This is a genomic window from Kitasatospora sp. NPDC049285 (genome assembly GCF_040678815.1).
GTDB lineage: Bacteria > Actinomycetota > Actinomycetes > Streptomycetales > Streptomycetaceae > Kitasatospora.
In genome coordinates, this window is the sequence record NZ_JBFAQR010000001.1 from 200297 (window position 1) to 217686 (window position 17390).

Annotated in this window: 14 protein-coding genes; 3 read left to right on the forward strand and 11 right to left on the reverse strand. The window is 74.9% G+C overall.

From position 1 onward, the window contains the following. Positions 1–7: 7 nt before the first annotated feature. From AB0K51_RS00890 to AB0K51_RS00910, 5 genes are all read right to left on the reverse strand, one after another. On the reverse strand, positions 8–388 hold the full coding sequence (locus tag AB0K51_RS00890) for a hypothetical protein (RefSeq protein WP_363448992.1): 381 nt from the start codon (positions 386–388) through the stop codon (positions 8–10). A 44-nt stretch (positions 389–432) separates the two neighbouring features. Further along, the gene (locus AB0K51_RS00895) at positions 433–3969 is read right to left on the reverse strand and encodes an RHS repeat-associated core domain-containing protein (protein WP_363449336.1); all 3537 of its coding nucleotides are present in this window, start codon (positions 3967–3969) and stop codon (positions 433–435) included. A gap of 96 nt (positions 3970–4065) precedes the next feature. Next, positions 4066–4284 (reverse strand): hypothetical protein, encoded by a 219-nt coding sequence (locus AB0K51_RS00900; protein ID WP_363448994.1) that lies wholly within the window; start codon positions 4282–4284, stop codon positions 4066–4068. Between the two features lie 142 nt (positions 4285–4426). Further along, positions 4427–5188: an SDR family NAD(P)-dependent oxidoreductase gene (locus AB0K51_RS00905; RefSeq protein WP_363448996.1), complete on the reverse strand. Its 762-nt coding sequence runs from the start codon at positions 5186–5188 to the stop codon at positions 4427–4429. Between the two features lie 68 nt (positions 5189–5256). Beyond that, a complete protein-coding gene (locus tag AB0K51_RS00910) occupies positions 5257–6396 on the reverse strand; it encodes an acyl-CoA dehydrogenase family protein (protein WP_363448998.1) in 1140 nt (379 codons plus the stop codon). 121 nt (positions 6397–6517) lie between these two features. On the opposite strand from AB0K51_RS00910, the gene AB0K51_RS00915 reads away from it, so the two are divergent. Continuing rightward, the gene (locus AB0K51_RS00915) at positions 6518–7114 is read left to right on the forward strand and encodes a TetR/AcrR family transcriptional regulator (protein ID WP_363449000.1); all 597 of its coding nucleotides are present in this window, start codon (positions 6518–6520) and stop codon (positions 7112–7114) included. Between the two features lie 42 nt (positions 7115–7156). Here AB0K51_RS00915 and AB0K51_RS00920 read toward each other — a convergent pair whose 3' ends face one another. Together AB0K51_RS00920 and AB0K51_RS00925 are read right to left on the reverse strand one after the other, a co-directional pair. Continuing rightward, positions 7157–7330 (reverse strand): hypothetical protein, encoded by a 174-nt coding sequence (locus AB0K51_RS00920; protein WP_363449002.1) that lies wholly within the window; start codon positions 7328–7330, stop codon positions 7157–7159. A 90-nt stretch (positions 7331–7420) separates the two neighbouring features. Further along, positions 7421–8401, reverse strand: a complete 981-nt coding sequence (locus AB0K51_RS00925; RefSeq protein ID WP_363449004.1) for an NADPH:quinone reductase — start codon at positions 8399–8401, stop codon at positions 7421–7423. 157 nt (positions 8402–8558) lie between these two features. Between AB0K51_RS00925 and AB0K51_RS00930 the strand changes: the two genes are divergently transcribed. Further along, the gene (locus AB0K51_RS00930) at positions 8559–10700 is read left to right on the forward strand and encodes a hypothetical protein (RefSeq protein ID WP_363449006.1); all 2142 of its coding nucleotides are present in this window, start codon (positions 8559–8561) and stop codon (positions 10698–10700) included. A gap of 30 nt (positions 10701–10730) precedes the next feature. Here the strand turns inward: AB0K51_RS00930 and AB0K51_RS00935 are convergent, their stop codons facing one another. From AB0K51_RS00935 to AB0K51_RS00945, 3 genes are all read right to left on the reverse strand, one after another. Next, complete coding sequence (locus AB0K51_RS00935) at positions 10731–12410, reverse strand: translation initiation factor 2 (RefSeq protein ID WP_363449008.1); 1680 nt, start codon at positions 12408–12410, stop codon at positions 10731–10733. 210 nt (positions 12411–12620) lie between these two features. Then, entirely contained in the window at positions 12621–13370 is a 750-nt protein-coding gene (locus tag AB0K51_RS00940; protein ID WP_363449010.1) for a CbtA family protein, read from the reverse strand. Positions 13371–13393: 23 nt separating this feature from the next. Continuing rightward, positions 13394–13606: a CbtB-domain containing protein gene (locus AB0K51_RS00945; protein WP_363449012.1), complete on the reverse strand. Its 213-nt coding sequence runs from the start codon at positions 13604–13606 to the stop codon at positions 13394–13396. A gap of 280 nt (positions 13607–13886) precedes the next feature. On the opposite strand from AB0K51_RS00945, the gene AB0K51_RS00950 reads away from it, so the two are divergent. After that, a complete protein-coding gene (locus AB0K51_RS00950; RefSeq protein ID WP_363449014.1) occupies positions 13887–14438 on the forward strand; it encodes a histidine phosphatase family protein in 552 nt (183 codons plus the stop codon). 52 nt (positions 14439–14490) lie between these two features. On the opposite strand, the gene AB0K51_RS00955 is transcribed toward AB0K51_RS00950, so the two are convergent. Continuing rightward, positions 14491–17304, reverse strand: a complete 2814-nt coding sequence (locus AB0K51_RS00955) for a hypothetical protein (protein WP_363449016.1) — start codon at positions 17302–17304, stop codon at positions 14491–14493. Positions 17305–17390: the final 86 nt, after the last annotated feature.

Below are 17390 nucleotides of genomic sequence, written 5' to 3' on the forward strand. Positions count from 1 at the left end.
CGTGCGGTCAGCGCCACTCGCGCACGTCGTGCAACGCTCCCGTGGTCAGGTCCGGTCGGCCCTGCAGGTCCCCGACCCGGGTCGCGTAGACGGCGACGATCCCGCCGTCGACGTCCGGGTAGGCGGTGTAGTAGCCGATCCGCCAGGACGGCTCCGGGACGTCGGGCACGGCCAGCCGGAGCCGTTCGGTGCCGTCCGGGTTCAGGACCAGCGCGTTGCTGGGCTGCGCCGTGCCGCCCGCGGGGTCCTCGGGGTCCTCGATGACGAGGATGCTCGGCGGGTCGTCGAACCCGACCACGGAGACCGGCGGGCGGTCGAACGTCCGCTCCGCGGCGCCGTCCGTGCCCCAGCGCACGGTGCGCGATCCGTTCTGCCAGTCGATGTCCACGGCGTGCCTCTCTCGGTGTGTCCGCTCTCCTCGATCTCCCGCGGTCAGGAGATCTCGAAGGGATCGCCAACGGGGATCAGTCTGGCACGGTCCTCGAACTTCAAGATCTCCAACTGGGTGGCGCCGCCGCCCGGGAGGTGGCCGAGCAGCGGGTCGTGCTGGGGGCCGATGACGCTCTCCTGGATCCGGATCGGCTCGCCGTCCATGGGGAAGGCGTACCGCTGGACCAGCGACACGTCCGACTTCCAGTCGGTGCGGATCGCCAGCTGGTGGCGGACGAAGTCCTGGTTCGGCACGTCGTCGAAGGTGCCGAAGCCACCGGGCCGCGACACCGGCTGGCCGCGCGAGATCACCATGTTGAACGTCTCTCCCGGCCGGCCGAGCCGCGAAGTGATCGGCGAGCCCGGCAGGTTGGGCGGCTCACGGAGCGCCGGGGGCAGCGCGGGGCGGGAGTGGGCGTGCGGCGAGAGACCGAGCGGGTCGGACCAGGTGTGCGGGTTGCGGACGTAGCCGTCGGGGTTGGGGGAGGGGACCAGACCGAGCGGGTCGGGACTGGTGTAGCGGGCGGTCTCGGGGTCGTAGTAGCGGTTGAGGTTGTAGTGCAGGCGCGTCTCGGGGTCGAAGTACTGGCCCGGGAAGCGCAGCGGCGTGTAGGTGGTGCTGTCGGCGGGCCAGGTGGTGTTGCCCCAGGCGGTGGGGACCGCGCGCCAGGCGATGGTGTCGGTGACGGGGTCGACGAGCTCGGTGGGCGTGCCGATCAGGTCGGTGACGACCGCGAAGAAGCGACGGTCGATCTGCTCCTGCGAGGCGTCCGGGCCGGCGGTGGTGATGGTCTCGCTCTGGGCGATCGGGTGCAGGCCGTGGTAGTCCCAGCTGAGGGTGTGCGGACCGGGCAGGTAGGGGGCGGTGGTGGTCTGCTCCGCGAGGAGCGTGCCGTCCCAGGTGAAGTCGATCTGCTCCGCGACGCTCGCACCGTCCGCGGCCAGGCGCTGCTTGGCGATGCGGCGGCCGAACGGGTCGTACCGGTAGCGCCACCTGGTGCGGTCGGGGGTGGTGACCTCGGTGAGGCGCCCCTCGGCGTCCCAGGTGTAGTGCCAGGTGTCGGGCTTCCGGGACTCCCGGGCCCGCTGCCGGAGCACGGTGCGGCCGGCGGCGTCGTACTCGTAGCGGATCCCGCCCGCCGCGGTGAGCTGCGTGCCGATGTAGGTCCGGTCGCCGAGGGCCGCACCGGTGGCGGACGTGGCCGGCCATTCGGCGGACGTGAGGTTGCCGGCCGGGTCGTAGGAGTACCGCTCGGGGGCGCCGGCGGCGTGCACCGCGGTGATGCGTCCGGCCGGGTCGAGGTCGAAGGTGCGCGGGCCGGTGAGCAGGTCGTCGACGCCGGTGAGGTGACCGTCGGGCCGGTAGGCGTAGGCGTGCTGCTGCAGGACGGCGGGGCCGGCGGGGGCGGTCGTCCGCAGGGTCTGGGAGGTGAGGCGGTGCCGGGGGTCCCAGGTGCGGGCGAGGGTGAGGTTCTCGCCCAGGGTGCGCTCCAGCTCGCGGCCGAGGACGTCGTGGTGGAAGGCCAGGCCGCCGCCCGGGACGGTCAGCGCGCTGGGGCGGCCCGCCGCGTCGTAGGTCCAGGTGCTGGTGTGACCGCTGGGGGTGGTGCGGCCGGTGCGGCGGCCCAGGGCGTCCCGGGAGTGGCTGGTGGTGCGGCCGTTGACGGTTTCGGTCAGCAGGTTGCCGAGCGCGTCGAGGGTCCGGGTGACCTCGGCGTCCGGGCCGACGGCGCGGACCAGGCGGCCCGCGGGGTCGAAGGCGTACCTGGTGACGCGCCCGGCCGCGTCCTTGGCGACGGTGCGGCCCAACTCGTCGTAGGTGTAGCGGATCTGCTCGCCGAGCGGGTTCGTCGTCACGACCGGCCGACCGGCCGCGTCGAGCTGATAGGCCGTCAGTCGGCCCTGGAAGTCGCTCTCGCCGACCAGCCGGCCCGCGGCGTCGTAGCGGTACTCCCAGCGCCGGCCGAGGGCGTCGGCGACGGCCACGAGCTGCATGTGGGCGTCGTGGGTGAAGGTGGTCCGGGCGCCGTCGGGGTCGGTGCGGGCGGCCAGCGCTTCGAAGTGGGTGTACTCGAAGGAGGTGGTCCGGCCGAGCTGGTCGGTCGAGGTGAGCAGGTTGCCCTCGCCGTCGTACGTCCAGCTCTCGGTGCTGCCGTCGGGCGCGGTGCGGGACGCCGGCCGGCCCTCGACGGTCCAGCTGAACCGGCTGACGCCGCCGAGCGCGTCGACGACCGTGCTGACGCGGCCGAAGGCGTCCCGCTCGCACCGGGTGACGGCACCGCCCGCGTCGGTGATCTCCACCGGCAGCCCGGCGGCGTCGCAGCGGATCCGGGTGGTGTGCCCCAACGCGTCGGCGACGGTGGAGAGATGGCCCAGCTCGTCGTACCCGTAGGAGGTGACCGCGCCGCTCGGGTCGGTCAGCGAGGTGCGGTGCCCGCGCTCGTCGTAGGTGAACAGCCAGGTCGCACCGCCCGGTTCGACCACCCGGGTGGGCAGACCGACGGTGGGGCCGTACTCTACGACGGCCTGCTCGCCGTCCGGCCGGGTGACGGATATCAGGTCGTCGGCGCCGTCGTACGCGTAGCGGGTGGTGTGGCCGAGCGGGTCGGTCTCGGCGAGCAGTCGGTCGTGGTCGTCGCGTTCGTGGCGGACGGTGTTCCCGAGCGGGTCGACCTGGGCGACGATCTGGGCGTGCTCGTTGACGTGGTACCGGGTGGTGTGGCCGAGGGCGTTGGTCTCGGAGTGGACGCGGATGCCGGTGACGGGGTCCGGGTCGGCGTAGTCGAAGTGGAAGCGCAGCGCCCCGTCGGCGCCGCCCTCGTCGACGACCCGGTCGTGGGCGTCGTAGGCGTACAGGTACTGGGAGTTGTTGCGGTCGGTCCAGGACAGGACGCGGCCGCCGGCGTCGTTGGCGAACCGCATGGGCTTGCCGGAGGAGTTGTAGACGGACGACAGGTGGCCGTCGGTGTAGCCGTAGCGCAGCAGGAGCGCGTCGCGGCCGTCCTCGCCGGCGCCGGCGAGGCGCAGGGCGGTGATCCGGTCGTTGTCGGTGGTGACGAGGAGGGTGTAGCCGCCGGAGTGGGTGATCGACAGCGGGGTGCCGTCCTCGTCGTAGGCGAGGGTGTAGTGGCGGCCGTGGCGGTCCCGGACCTTCGTCAACAGGGCGTCTTCGCCGCCGGGTTGGAGCTTGAACTCGCGGACGATGTCGGTGGCGGGGTCGGTGAGGGTGTAGTCGCCCCGGTCGGTCAGGGCCAGTTCCCAGCGCACGCCGGCACTCGCGTGCACCGGATCGCCCGGCTCGGGGTGCGGGTAGGCCTGGGCGAACAGGTCCGGGGAGAGGTAGACCACGCCCTCGGCGTCGATCTCCAGGCGCTCGTCGAAGGTGCAGGTCCAGCGCGGGCCCATCCACCGCCCGGCCTGGTAGCCCGACTCGAAGTTCCGGACGAACAGCAGCGGCAGCGATCCCGGCAGGTTGACGTCGACCTGCTTGATGAACATCCGGCCGGTCGCCATGTCGACCGGCTCACCGCCCGGGCAGATCGAGTCCTCACGACGGCCCGCGTGCCGCGGCGAGCGGACCTGGTCGCGGCCCCGGCCGCCGAACGTGCGGCCGCGCCCCCCGCCCCCGCCGCCGTGTCAGCGGGGGTGCGGGAGGCCCTTCTCGCCGCCCTCGAAGATCTTCGCCAGGTCCTTGGCGTGCTTCTCCTCCAGGTCGCGGACGTTCTTCGCGACCTTCTTCATGTTCTGGCCGGCGGAGTGGTAGAAGTCCCGGACCGCCTTGCCGGCGTCCTTGGCCAGCGTGGTGCCGAGCTTCTCGGCGGCGTGCTCGAGCGCCTTGACGATCTGGTTGCCCATGCGAAAACCGCCCCCTGCGAGCCTGGCCCGTACGCCTCCGTGTGCGCCTGACGTCACCTCACCCGACGCCGCGCCGCACCAGACGGTACTGCCTCGCAGCCGTCGCCCTCAGCTCGTTGTCGAACCTTCGCCGATCTTCTGCTCAGCGGGCGGACATCCGCAGTGCGCCGTCCATCCGGATGGTCTCGCCGTTCAGGTAGTCGTGGTCGGCGACCATGCCCACCAGGCGGGCGTACTCCTCCGGCTGGGCGAGGCGCTTCGGGAAGGTGACGGTCGCGGCCAGGCCCGCCCGGACCTCGTCGGAGAAGCCCGCCATCATCGGCGTGTCGACGATGCCCGGGGCGATGGTGACCACCCGGATCCCGTACTGCGACAGGTCGCGCGCCGCCGTGATGGTCATGCCCGCCACGCCCGCCTTGGACGCCGCGTACGCGATCTGCCCGACCTGGCCCTCGAACGCCGCGATGGAGGCGGTGTTGACCACCAGGCCGCGCTGGCCCTCGGCGTCCGGCTCCAGCGCCGACATGGCCTCCGCGGCCAGCCGCAGCACGTTGAAGGTGCCGAGCAGGTTGACGTTCAGCACCGTGCGGAACAGGTCCAGGTCGTGCGGCCCGCGGCGGCCCATGATCCGCGCCGACGGGGCGATGCCCGCGCAGTTCACCGCCATCCGCAGCTCCCGGCCGTCCGCCGCGATGCGGGCCAGCGCGTCGCGCACCGGCTGTTCCTCGGTGACGTCGGCGGGCAGCAGGGTCACGCCCTCCGGCGGGGTCGGCGCGGACTCCACCGCCTTCGGCAGGTCCAGGCCGTACACGTGCGCGCCCCGCCCGGCGAGGTGTGCGGCGGTGGCGGCCCCGAGACCGGAGGCCGCGCCAGTGACCAGGGCGGCGATACCGGTGAGCTGCATGGTCGAACTCCCAATCTGACGAACCGTCGAAGTACCAGGTGGCGGCCGGAGCGGCCGAACTGCCGGACTCAGCGCGCGAACTGGCGGCTGATCACCAGCCGCTGGATCTGGTTGGTGCCCTCGAAGATCTGCATGATCTTCGCCTCGCGCATGAACCGCTCGACCGGGAAGTCCCGGGTGTAGCCGTAGCCGCCGAGCACCTGCACCGCGTCGGTGGTCACCTTCATCGCCGCGTCGGTGGCGATCAGCTTCGCCACGCTGGCCTGCCGGCTGAACGGTCGGCCCAGGTCGCGGCGGCGCGCCGCGTCCAGGTAGGTGGCCCGCGACGAGTCCACCGCGGCCGCCATGTCGGCGAGCAGGAAGCCCAGGCCCTGGTGGTCGAGGATCTTCCGGCCGAAGGTGGTGCGCTGGTTGGCGTACTCCACGGCGGTGTCCAGCGCCGCCTGCGCCAGGCCGGTCGCGCAGGCCGCGATGCCGAGCCGGCCGGAGTCCAGCGCCGAGAAGGCGATCGGCAGGCCCTGCCCCTCGGAGCCGACCAGCCGCTCGGACTCCAGCAGCGCCCCGTCCCAGTACGCGGCGGTGGTCGGCACCGCGCTCAGGCCCATCTTCTCCTCCGGCGCGCCGAAGGTCAGACCGTCGACCTGACCCGGCGCCAGGAAGCACGACACACCGTGCGGGCCGGGCGCGGTACGGGCGAACAGCGCGTAGAAGTCGGCCTTGCCGCCGTGGGTGATCCACGCCTTGGTGCCGGTGATCCGGTAGCCGCCGTCCGCCGGCTCGGCCTTGCAGGTCAGCGCCGCCGCGTCCGAGCCGGCGTTCGGCTCGGAGAGGCTGTAGCCGCCGATCAGCTCGCCCGCCAGCATCTTCGGCAGCCAGCGTTCCTTCTGCTCCGGCGTGCCGAACGCGTTCACCGGGTGGCACGCCAGCGTGTGCACGCTGGTGGCCACCGCGACGGCCGCCCAGCGGGAGGCCAGCTCCTCCAGCACCTGCAGGTACACCTCGTAGGGCTGGCCGCCGCCGCCGAACTCCTCCGAGTACGGCAGGCCGAGCAGCCCGGCCTGGCCCAGCAGCGCGAACAGCCCCTCGGGGTAGCGCTCCTGCTTCTCGTACGAGTCGACCTTCGGGGCGAGCTCCTTGTCGGCGAGATCGCGGGTCAACGCGATCAGGTCCGCGGCTTCTTCGGTGGGAAGCAAGCGATCCACAGCCATGTTCCGGCTCCAAGCGGTACGCAAAGCGGTACGTCAGTACCGGTTAGCGTAGCGCAACCGCCTCCGACCTGGGAGACCGGACATCGGTGAGAGGTCGGAGACCGACTGTCATACTGACCGGGTGATCGACAGTGCCGCCGCCCCCCAGCCCACCGGACGGGGCGCCGCGCGCCGGTCCGCCCTCTTCGAAGAACTGGTCGCCCTGGTCGTCGCCGAGGGTTTCGCCCAGTTCACCCTGGACGACCTCGCCGCCCGGCTGCACTGCTCGAAGCGCACCCTCTACGGGCTGGCCGGCTCCAAGGAACAGCTGGTCCGCACGGTCGTCGTCCACTTCTTCCGCAGCGCCACCGCGCGGGTCGAGGCCGCACTCGCCGCCGAGACCGACCCGGCCGCCCGCCTCGGCGCCTACCTGCGCGCCGTCTCCGCCGAACTCGCCCCCGGCTCCGCGCGGTTCTTCGACGACGTCGCGGCCTTCGAACCTGCCGCCGAGGTCTACGGCCGCAACACCCGCGCCGCCGCGCGGCGGATCCAGCGGCTGATCCAGGAAGGCGTGGCGGAAGGCGCTTTCCGCGAGACCCACGTGGCCTTCGCGGCGGACGTGATCAGCTCCGTCATGGTGCGCATCCAGCAGCGCCAGGTCGCCGAGGCCACCGGCCTCGCCGACGCCGAGGCCTACGGCCACCTCGCCGAGCTGCTGCTGCACGGGCTGGTGCGCTAGGGCTTGTCAGACAAGCCCTAGCCGCCCGCGGCAGGCTCCTGGTCAGGCGGACGGCTTGCTGGTGGTGGGGTCCTCCGCTGCGGGTGGGCAGGCGCAACTGCCGTCCCGTTCGCGGACCTTGCCGCACTCCGGGCAGACCAGGCTCAACCAGCAGGCGGCCTCGCCGCCCTCGTCCTCCATGGCGTCAGTCTGCCCGGAGGCGGACGGGATGGCCATCGGCCCGTCGTCGCCGCCAGGCGGCCCTGGCCCCGAGTGCGACGTGAGGGCCGACCCGGGGCCGCGGGGGCCGGCATGGGCTGTGGGAGGTCAGTCGGGGAGGTCGAGCAGGACCCGGCCTCGGCTGCCGGCGTCGACGTGGTCGTGAGCCTTGGCGATGTCGGCGAGCGGGTAGCGCGCGCCGACCTCCAGGGTGAGGGCGCCGACCGCGGCGGCGGCGGTCAGGTCGCGGGCGGCCTGCCGTTTGGCCTCGGCGGGGAAGTCGTCGCTGCCCAGCAGGCGGAGCGTGACGTTGTTGAACAGCAGCGGCCAGAACGGGAGTTCGGTACGGTCGGCCCGGGTGGCGTACGCGGCGATGACCGCGCCGTTCGTGGCGACGGCGTTGTCCAGGTCGGCGTTGTCGGACAGCGACACCTCGATGATCCGGTCCACGCCGTCGGGCGCGTGCGCGCGGATCAGGGCGGCCGGGTCACCCCCGTCGAGGGCGACGGCGTGGGAGACGACCGCCGGGTCGACGCGGTCCAGGTCGGAGCCGTGGCGGACGGTGCCGATGACGGTGGCCCCGGCCCAGCGCGCGAGCTGGGCGGCCAGTGAGCCGACGCCGCCGAGCACACCGTGGACCAGGAGGAGCTTCCCGTCGACCGGGCCGTCGGCGAACACGGCACGGTGTGCGGTGATCCCCGGGATGCCGAGGCTCGCCCCGAGGCTGTCCGTGAGGTGGTCGGGCAGGGGGACGGCGAGGCCGTCGGGGACCACCGTGTACTGGGCGGCCGTGCCGAACGGCCGGTAGGACTGGGCGCCGTACACCCACACCCGCTGCCCGGTGCGGCGCGCGTCGACGCCGTCGCCCACGGCGTCGACGACACCCGCGGCGTCGCTGTGCGGGATCACGCGCGGGTAGGGCATCGCGGAGCCGGTCCAGCCGCGCCGCTTCTTGGCGTCGCCGGGGTTGACGCCGGAGACCGTGACCCGGACCCGGACCTCGCCGGGGCCGGGAGCGGGGTCGGGCAGCTCGCCGACGCGCAGCACGTCAGCGGCGGGCCCTTGTTCGTCGTACCAGGACGCAAGCATGAGGTCTCTCCGTTCCAGGGGTGGCCGCCTCCATCTTCGGGCCGCCGCCCCCACCTGTCCCGCAGGCCGGTCGACACCACCGGACGGAGTCCCGTGCCCGGCGCCGTGGGGCCCGTAGTCCGCCGTCAGATCCGCACCGAGGACGTAGAGTTGCCGGGTGGCCGATGAGACGCGGAACGTCGTGAGCGGGAACGCCCGGGTCGGGATCTCGGTGCAGGCCGGGGTGATCAACGCGGTGCACGTCCACGAGGCGGCCGCGCCCGCCGGCCCGACGTCGTGTCAACTCCCGCCCGAACGGGCGAATTTCGTCAACCGCGAGGACGAACAGCAGCAGGTGCTGGCCGCCGCCGGGCGGCCGTCCGGCCGGCCCGGGCCGCTGGTGGTGGCGGTCAGCGGGATGGGCGGCATCGGCAAGAGCGCGCTCAGCTTCCGCCTGGGTCGCACGCTGCGCGGCGACTACCCGGACGGGGTGCTCTACGTCGACCTGGACGACCTGCGGCGCGACGGCACCGTCGAGGTCGCCGACGCGCTCGCCGACCTGCTCGGCGGCCTCGGCGTCCGCCCGGCCTGGCTGGAGTCGGGCTACCCGCGCCGGGTGAAGCAGTACTGGACCCGGACCAACGGCAAACGGCTGCTGATCGTCCTCGACAACGCCCGCAGCAGCGCCGAGGTCGACCCGCTGCTGCCCGCCTCGGCCGACAGCCTGGTGATCGTCACCAGCCACGGCCAGCTGCCCGGCCTCGTCGATGCCGCGCCGTTGGAACTCCCGCTCCGGCCAATGGAGTTGGACGAGGTCGTCGAGCTGCTGGAACGCTTGCTCCCCGCCGACCGGCGGCTCGCCGAGGAGCCGGACGCGCTGCGCGCCCTCGCCCGCTGCTGCGACGGACTGCCCGGAGCGGCCCACGCGGTCGGCCGCCTCGCCGCCCGCCACCCGCGCCGCACCCTGGCCCGCCTGGTCGACCGGCTCACCGCCGACCTGCACGAGCAGGGCCTCGCACCCGTCGAGGCGATCTGGGACGCCGCCTACGGCGAACTCGGCCCCGACGCCGCCCGGCTCTACCGGCTGCTGCCCGAACTCCCGGGCCCCGTCGTCACCGTGCAGACCGCCGCCGTCCTGCTCGGCCCCGGCAGCCACCCGGGCGACGACCCCACCGAGCACACCGTCGAGGACGCTGTCGAGGAACTGGAACTGGCCGGACTGCTGACGTTCCACCAGGCGGACCAGTACCGCCTGCACGGCCTGTTGCGCAGCCACGCCCAGCGCCGCGCCCGCCAAGCCGACCCGGACGGCACCGAACGCGCCGCCGCCCGCCGCCGCGCCGTCCACTGGCTGCGCCGCCAGGCCGGCCGCGCCGACCTGCTGGCGGCGGGCAGCCGGCTGACCGTCCAGCCGCTCCCGGAGGCGGTGCCCGGTCTCCCCGAACCCGCGCTCGACCGCACGCCGCACGCGTCCGAGGAGCAGCGGAAGGCCGACGCGGCCCGCGGCTACGCCTGGCTGGAGCGCCACCGCCTGGCCCTGCACGCCGCCGTCGCCACCGCCTACGCCGACCGGGCCGACGCGGACGCCGTCGCGCTCTGCGAAGCCCTCTGGACGCACTACCTCGACCACCCGCACCTCGCCGACGTCACCGACGCGTTCGGGACCGGGGTGGCCGCCGCCGACCGGCTGGACGACCTCAAGTCCCGGATCCGGATGCGTTCGCAGCTCGCCCGCCCGCTCTGGGAGCAGCAGCGCTACGAGGAGGCCGCCGAGGTGCTGCGGCAGGCGGTCGGCGCGACGCCACTGCTGGGCGACCAGGACGAGGACCGCAGGCTGGCCGCCTCCGCCATCGACTTCCGGGGACAACTCGCGCTCGCCCGAGGCGAGTTCGCCGTCGCAGCGGAGGACTTCGAGGCCGCCCGGGCGGTGCACCTGGCGATCGGCAACGGGTACGGCGCGATGCTGCAGACCTACCAGCTCGCGAAGGCCGCCCTCGGTGCGGGCGAACTCGCGCGCGCCGCCGAGCTGTTCGCCGACGCCCACCGGCAGGTCGGCGTCGACCGGCCGCGGATGGCCGCGCGCGCGGGCTTCGGCCGGGCGCAGGCGCTGCGCCGCCTCGGGCGGTTCGACGAGGCGCGGCCGCTGCTGGAGGTGGCGCTGCGGGACGCCGAGGGGCGGGGGTCGGAGCGCGAGCAGGTCCGGGTGCGCAAGGAGCTCGCGGCGCTCGCCGAGGGACAGGGACGTGCTGCCGAGGCGGCTGAACACCGGAACCTGGCAGCCGAGTTGACGAGGAAGAACGGCGGCCTGCCGGACGAGTGAACCGACCCCGGGGGGACTGTGGCGGGCCGCTCACACCTCGCGTTCGCCGTCCGCCGATTCGGCCGGTACCAGGTCGACGTCCACGGTGAGGGCGCCGATCTCGCAGTGCAGCGTCACCGGCAGCCGCAGCTCGGTGCGGCCGTCCAACCAGGCGTGGGCGGCGGAGACCAGCGCGGCGGGGTCGGCGCGCCGGATGCGGCCGAGGTCGTGGACGGCGGCCGCCCGGAGGGTGAGGGCGCCGAGGCGGCGGTGGCGGAGCAGGCAGCGGTCGGGGGCGAGGACGACGGCGGCGGTGCGGCAGCCGGGGTGTTCGGCCAGGACGTGGGACAGCCAGCCGTCGGCCGTCCAGGGAGCCGAGGAGACAGGGGAGTCGGCGTGCCGCCAGAGCACCGCCGAGCTCTGCCGGGCACGCAGGCCCGCGCGGGGGTGGTCGGCGGCGAGGTGGTGGACCGGGCGGGTGGTCTGGACGGGGTAGCGGTCCAGCCGGACGCGCGTGCCGGAGACCTCGGCGCCCACGGCGAGGGTGTCGGGCGGCGCGACCCGGTGGGCGGGGGGCGGGAAGGGCTCGGCCTCCAGCGGACCGGCCGGCGGCGTCAACTCCAGCAGCCGGTACAGCTCTTGGCGCAGCCGGGGGAGTGCCTCGCCGGGCCGGGCGAACGCCGTGGCGGCGATCTTCCGGGCGTCCTGGCCGGCCGCGGTGCGGAGTGCGCCGGGCAGCTCCTCGAGACCGGTGAACTGCGGTGCGGCGGCGAGCAGTTCGGCCATCGGGCTGCCGGGGAGGAGTTCGCTGCCGCCGTCGTAGGCGCTGATCACCGCGCAGCCGGCCGCGGCGGCGTACAGGGCGGAGGAGCCGTGATCGGTGATCACCGCGTCGGCGGCGGCCAGCAGGGCCGCCCACTCCTGGTAGGGGGAGGCGAGCAGCAGGCCGGCCCGGGTGGCGGGGCGGAACTGCTCGGCCAGGTCGAGCGGGCTGCGTTCGCTGAACTCGTTGGGGTGGACGGCGAGTCCGACCCGGTAGCGGTCCACCGGCAGGCCCAGCACCAGCTGCTGCGGCAGCTCCGGGCGGCGGGCCAGCAGGCTCTCCGGGCCCCAGGTGGAGAGCAGCACCACCAGCCGGTGGTCGCCGACGCCCAGCGCGGCGCGGCGGGACTCGCGCGCGTCGGCGGTGCGCAGCAGCCGGTCCAGGGTCGGGTCGCCGACCACCACGGCGCGGGGCGCGGCGGGCGGGCACGCCTCGGCGAGCCGGGCCAGCTCGTCGTCGTGCGCCAGGCCGTGCAGGTCGGCCCACGGTTCGCCCTCGTCCAGCAGGAAGGCCGGGTCGAGTCCGGACGGCAGTTCGGGCGAACCCTCGTCGCCGAGCGCCTTGTTGAAGCCGACGCCGTGCGGCAGGAGGGCCCGGCGGCCGGCCGACAGGCTGCGCAGCTCGCCCTTCGGGCTGGCGGTCAGCACCAGGTGGTAGGCGCCGGTGCGGGCCTGCTCCCAGTCGACCAGGCGGGCACCGGAGCGGTCGAGCGCCGCCAGCGCCTCCACGTCGAAGCGGGAGCCGGGGACGAGGGTGAACCGCCGGGAGATCCGCGGGTCGCCCTCGAACACCGGCAGGACGTCCAGCAGCCGGTGCAGCGCACCCGCCGAGCGGAACGCCAGCAGCACGGTGCGCCGCGCACCGGCGTCCCCGGAGGGGGCGTCCTCGTCCGGGCTGCGGTGCGGCATGCCGACGATGCTACCGGCGGGGCCGCCGGGACGCCCGACGCCTGGCCGGTGCCACCCTCGACCTGACCGTCAGGTTGCCTGACAAGTCGTCAGCGGCACGGAGTGCCGGGCTGACCGGTCGTCAGGCGGAAGCGCGCCGGCCGCAGGTCGACGCGTCCGCCGGAGCGGCGGGGCGTCGGCCTGCGGCCGGGGTTCGCGCGGAGCGTGGTCTCAGTGCGAGACGGGTGCCGCCGCGGCCGGGGCCTTGGCGGGCTTGGGGAGGAGCCGGCGTTCGGCGAGGTGGCCGAAGATCAGCCCGAAGGAGGCCCACATGGTCAGCTGGATGGCGAGCGCCGCGACGCGGAACTGCCAGAGCAGCGTGGCCGAGAAGTCCTCCGGGACCTCGTTGACGGCGGGGAGCAGGACGTAGGCGAGGCCGACCACGACGAGGTAGCCGACGACGGCCGCCACGGTCGCGTTCCACGTCCCGAGGCGCGGGGCGAGCTGCTTGCCGAAGGTCACCGCGGCGACCGCGAGCAGCACGCTCAGCACCATGAGCAGGAAGTAGAGCAGGGTGCGTCGCCCGATGGTGTCCGGGTCGCCCACCGACGGCGGGTTGGCCGGGTACTTGAGGAACGGCACCACGTACACCGCGACCAGCGCCGCCCCGGAGAGCAGCAGCGCGGTGGCCCGGGGGCCGAAGCGACCGATGCGGCCGAGGGCGAAGCAGTAGGCGAGGGCGGCGATCCCGCCGAGCGCGATGCCGTAGATCAGGATGCCGGTGGCCAGGCCCGCGGTGGACTGCAGGGTGCGGCTGACCAGTTCCTCGCCGTGCTCGTGGCTGTGGGACTCCTCGAACGCGATCGCGGCGTCCACCCTCGGCTCACCGAGGAAGTACGCCACGACCAGGGCGACGACGCCCGCGGCGAGGCCCGCGAGCATGCCGCGGACCAGCAGGTTTCTGACGATTGCGGAGTTCATCTGCAGGTGTTCGCTTCCCGCGCTCAGTGGCAGGGGAAACCGAGCAGGTGCCGGCCGTCGTGCACCCACTCGTGCACGCTCTCACCGGAGATCAGGGAGGTGGCTCCCTGCTCGGCGCCGACGAAGTAGAGCAGGGTGAGCAGCAGGATGCCGAAGAAGAGCGCCCACGGGGCGATCGCCTTGACGGAGATGGGGGTGATGGCCGGCGTGGCGGCGGGGGCGATGGGAAGAGCCATGGCCTTTGACCTCCTTGCGGGAACTCGCGTCCCGGTCGAATGGAGCACGGACGACGGGGCGGGTCTGACTTCCCGTCAGCCTGGAGGGCGATGGCGGGTACACAGTGGCGCGACCGTGCCGGGCTTTCACCGGACTTCCACGACCGTCGTATGAACTTGTCCGCCGAGACGGTACCGTTTCGCGGGAGCCCCGCCAAGGGGCGCAGCAGTACCGGCGGTAGCGTTGGTGGGCGAACGGTTGCGGTGGTGCGCCGGGAGGGGACGGCCGGTGACGGTTCGCGTGATCTTGGTCGCACCGGCGTTCGGGGCCGAGCAGCGGAGCGCCGCGTTCGGCGACGACCGGCCGCTGACCGACGCCGAACTCGCCCCCGCGCGCGGACTCCCGCTCCCCGCGGGCGGCCGGGTCGTCGCCGCGCCCGCCCCGCGCTGCCGGCAGACCGCCGAGGCGCTCGGACTGGACGCCGCCGTCGAACCCGCCCTCGGCGACCTCGACCCTGGCCGCTGGCGCGGTCGCGCCCTCGCCGAGGTCGCCGAGCGGGAACCGGAGTCGCTCACCTCCTGGCTCACCGATCCGCACGCGCCCGCACCCGGCGGCGAGTCCGTCGGCGCCCTGTGCGCCCGGGTCGGCACGTGGCTCGACGCGCTGCCGGACGCGGGCGGCACCCTCCTCGCGGTCGCCGAACCCGCCGCGATCCGCGCCACCGTCGTCCACGCGCTCGCCCTCCCGCCCGCGAGCTTCTGGCGGCTCGACGTCCGCCCGCTCACCGCCACCCACCTGACCGGCCGCGCCGGCCGGTGGAACCTGCGCTGCGGCGAACCGCTCCGGCCGTAGCGGGAGCGGTCGGACCCGCGGCCCGGGGCGGGATCCGACGGGGCGTCAGGGGTCAGTCGAGGTCGACGGCGAGGACGCCTGCGGGCAGGGCCAGGCAGAGGCGGCCGGTCGGGGTGATCACCAGGCCGGTGGGGGGTGCGCCGAAGTCGAGGTCGGCGGTGGTCGCGGTGTCGCCCCAGCGCCAGACCCGGGTGAGGCCGTCGGACCAGGCGGCGGCGATCATCATGCCGCGGGGGGTGGTGGCGACGGCGGTGGCGGTGACGGGGACGTCGCGGGCGGCGAGCGGGTCGGGCATCGGCTTGCGGCCGTGCATCCAGGTCCAGACGGCGCCGTCGCGGCCGCCGCTGAGGGTCAGGATCTCGCCGTCGGTGCGGGCGAGGGCGAGCGCGGTGACCGGCCCGTCGTGGAGCGGCTGGTCGGCGGAGCGGGGCGCGCCGCCGTCCGCGTCGGCGAGGTGGTGCACCCGGCCGCCGGCATCGCCGACCGCGAGCACGGCCTGCTCGCCGCCGAGCGAGGCCAGCGCGGTGGCGCCGTCCTGGAGGTGGTCGAGCAGGGCGGTGACGGCGCCGGGCAGGCGGTCGGCGGACGCCTGGACCGAGCCGTCGCGGCGCAGCCGGAGGATCGTCCCGTCGGCGCCGGTGGCCAGGGCGACCAGGGCGCGGTCCTCCAGCGGGGCCGGTGCGGTGCCGTCGGCGAGGGCGCCGGACTCCTGGTCCACCGTCAGGATCGAGGAGCCCACGGCCACCGCGAGCCGGCCGGGCAGCGGACCGTGCGCCTCGGCGATCCGGTGCACCGGTTCGCGGTCGTGGTCGAACGACCAGCGCAGGCGCCAGTTCCGGCCCGTCGGTTGCGGCAGCCGCGCGGTCGCCCGGTCGTCCCGCCCGGCCAGCCACGTGCACAGCGCCTCGGCGCGGATCGCCGGATCGGCGCTCGGCACGGCGAGCGGCCCGGCCAGCCACCAGGCCTCGGCGAGAGCGGCGTACGCCGACTCGGTGGACGGCCCTGCTTCCGCACCCACCGCCGCATCCTGATCCGGCGTCACAGGTGCAGCCACAGCCGCGCCGTCGACTGCCGAGTGCGGACCGCTCACCTCGCCCTGCCCCGCCGCACCGTCCCGGTCGCGCTCCGCCGCTGCGACGCTCGCGTGTTCGAACGCGGCGGTGACGGCGAGCGGGTCGGCGTGGGTGAGCACGTTCGGGTCGGCGAGGAGTTCGGCGGCGTCGTCGGCCAGGGCCGACTGCCGCAGGGCGAGGCCCAGGAAGCGGGGGTCGGCGGTGGCGGGGTCGGGGGGAACCAGGACCTGGCGCAGGGTCAGCGCGTCGACGCCGTAGCCGCCGTGCCGCTCGGTGAGGAGGTCCGGCCACAGGCGCCAGGCGCCGTCGCGGTCGGGCGGCAGCAGGTGCGTGGCGGCGCGGTCGACGGCGTCGAGCATGCCGACGCCCGGGAGCTCGGCCCACAGGCTGTCGTCGACGTGTCCGCCGACCGAGGCGAGTGCGGCCAGGGCGGGGCGGACGTCCATCGGGAGGGCGTCCCACCACGCGTCGGCGAGGACGGCGGCCCGGTCCGCGAGCGGGGTGGCCGGGTCGAGGACGGGCGCGGACGGGGTGCGGGCGGCGAGCAGGGCCAGGGCGGGGCTCGGGTGGACGGCCGCCTGGTCGACCTGATGGCCGGTCAGGGCCGAGCACCACAGCGCGAAGGAGTGCGGGTCGGTCCAGCGGGGCTCGTCCAGGTCGAGGACGGCGGCGGCCGGCAGCGCGGAGTCCAGCAGCTCGGCGGCCGGGGTGCCGTTGGCGCACTCCACCACCAGGCGCAGCCACGGGATCCGCAGCAGCGGGAGCAGCAGCCGGGCGGCGATCTGCTCCGGCATGCCGGGCAGCAGGCCGTGGCCCGCCCGGTCGAGGTCGGTGACCACCAGCACCCGGGGCACGCCGTCGATCAGCGCCCGGACCAGCGCCTCGGGGGTGCCGGCGGTCACGCCGAGCCGGTCCGCGAGCAGCCAGACGGCGCTGTCGACCGTCAACTCCCGGGCGGAGAGCGCCGCGTGGACCCGGCGGGCGGGGCGCGGGTTGTCCGGAGGGCAGGCGGCGGCCAGCCAGTTCAGCAGGTGGGTCCGGCCGCTGCCGGAGGAACCGGCCACCCGGCACAGGCGCGGCGAGCGCGCGTCCTCCAGCCAGCCGAACAGGGCCAGCCCGGCCGGTCGGCGGCCGGCCCGCAGCGGCGGCACGGGCGCGGCCTCGCCGTCCGGTTCGGGCGTGGCGGGGACGCCGTGGCGCGGGTTCGGCCAGAAGCGCAGCGGTGTGCCGTCCCGGTCGAGCTGCCAGGCGCCCTGGACGGCGTGCGGCGGGACGGGGCCGTCGAGGTGGTGGCCCGGGTCGGCGTGGAACAGCCAGCCGGGCGCGGTCCTGGCCTGCTCCCACTGCTGCTGGGTCATCTCCGGGAACGGCCGGTAGCCGCGCGGTTCGACCGGCGGCGGCGACTCGTCCGAGCCCTCGGCGGCGAGCAGCAGCAGCCGGCGCAGCGAGTCGGCGGTCGCCCTGGCGTCGGCGCGCAGGGTGCCGTCCAGCGGGTCGCCCGGCTCGGTCAGGAAGCGCTCGACGGCCTGCGCCGGGGTCAGTCCCCGTTCGCGGGCGTCGGCGAGCCGGGCCGCCCAGTGCAGCGGGGCGTGGTCGGCGGTGCTGGCCGTGCGGGGCTGGAAACCCGCCGCGTGGTCGGCCTCGGAGTACCAGAGGTAGCCGGTCAGGTCCCCGCCGTCGTTGACCGCGGGCAGGTAGTCGACCGGGCGGTCGGTGGTGTCGGCGTACCGCGGCGGCCGGCCGTCCGCGGGCGCGGCGTAGCGGTCGTCGCTGAGCTGGTCGTTGCTGGTCAAGAGTGGCCCTTCCCCCGTGAAGAACCTCCCCCTGGGCGGACGCGGTCGGGCGGTGGGCGACGCGATCAGGGTTCGGCGGCCACCAG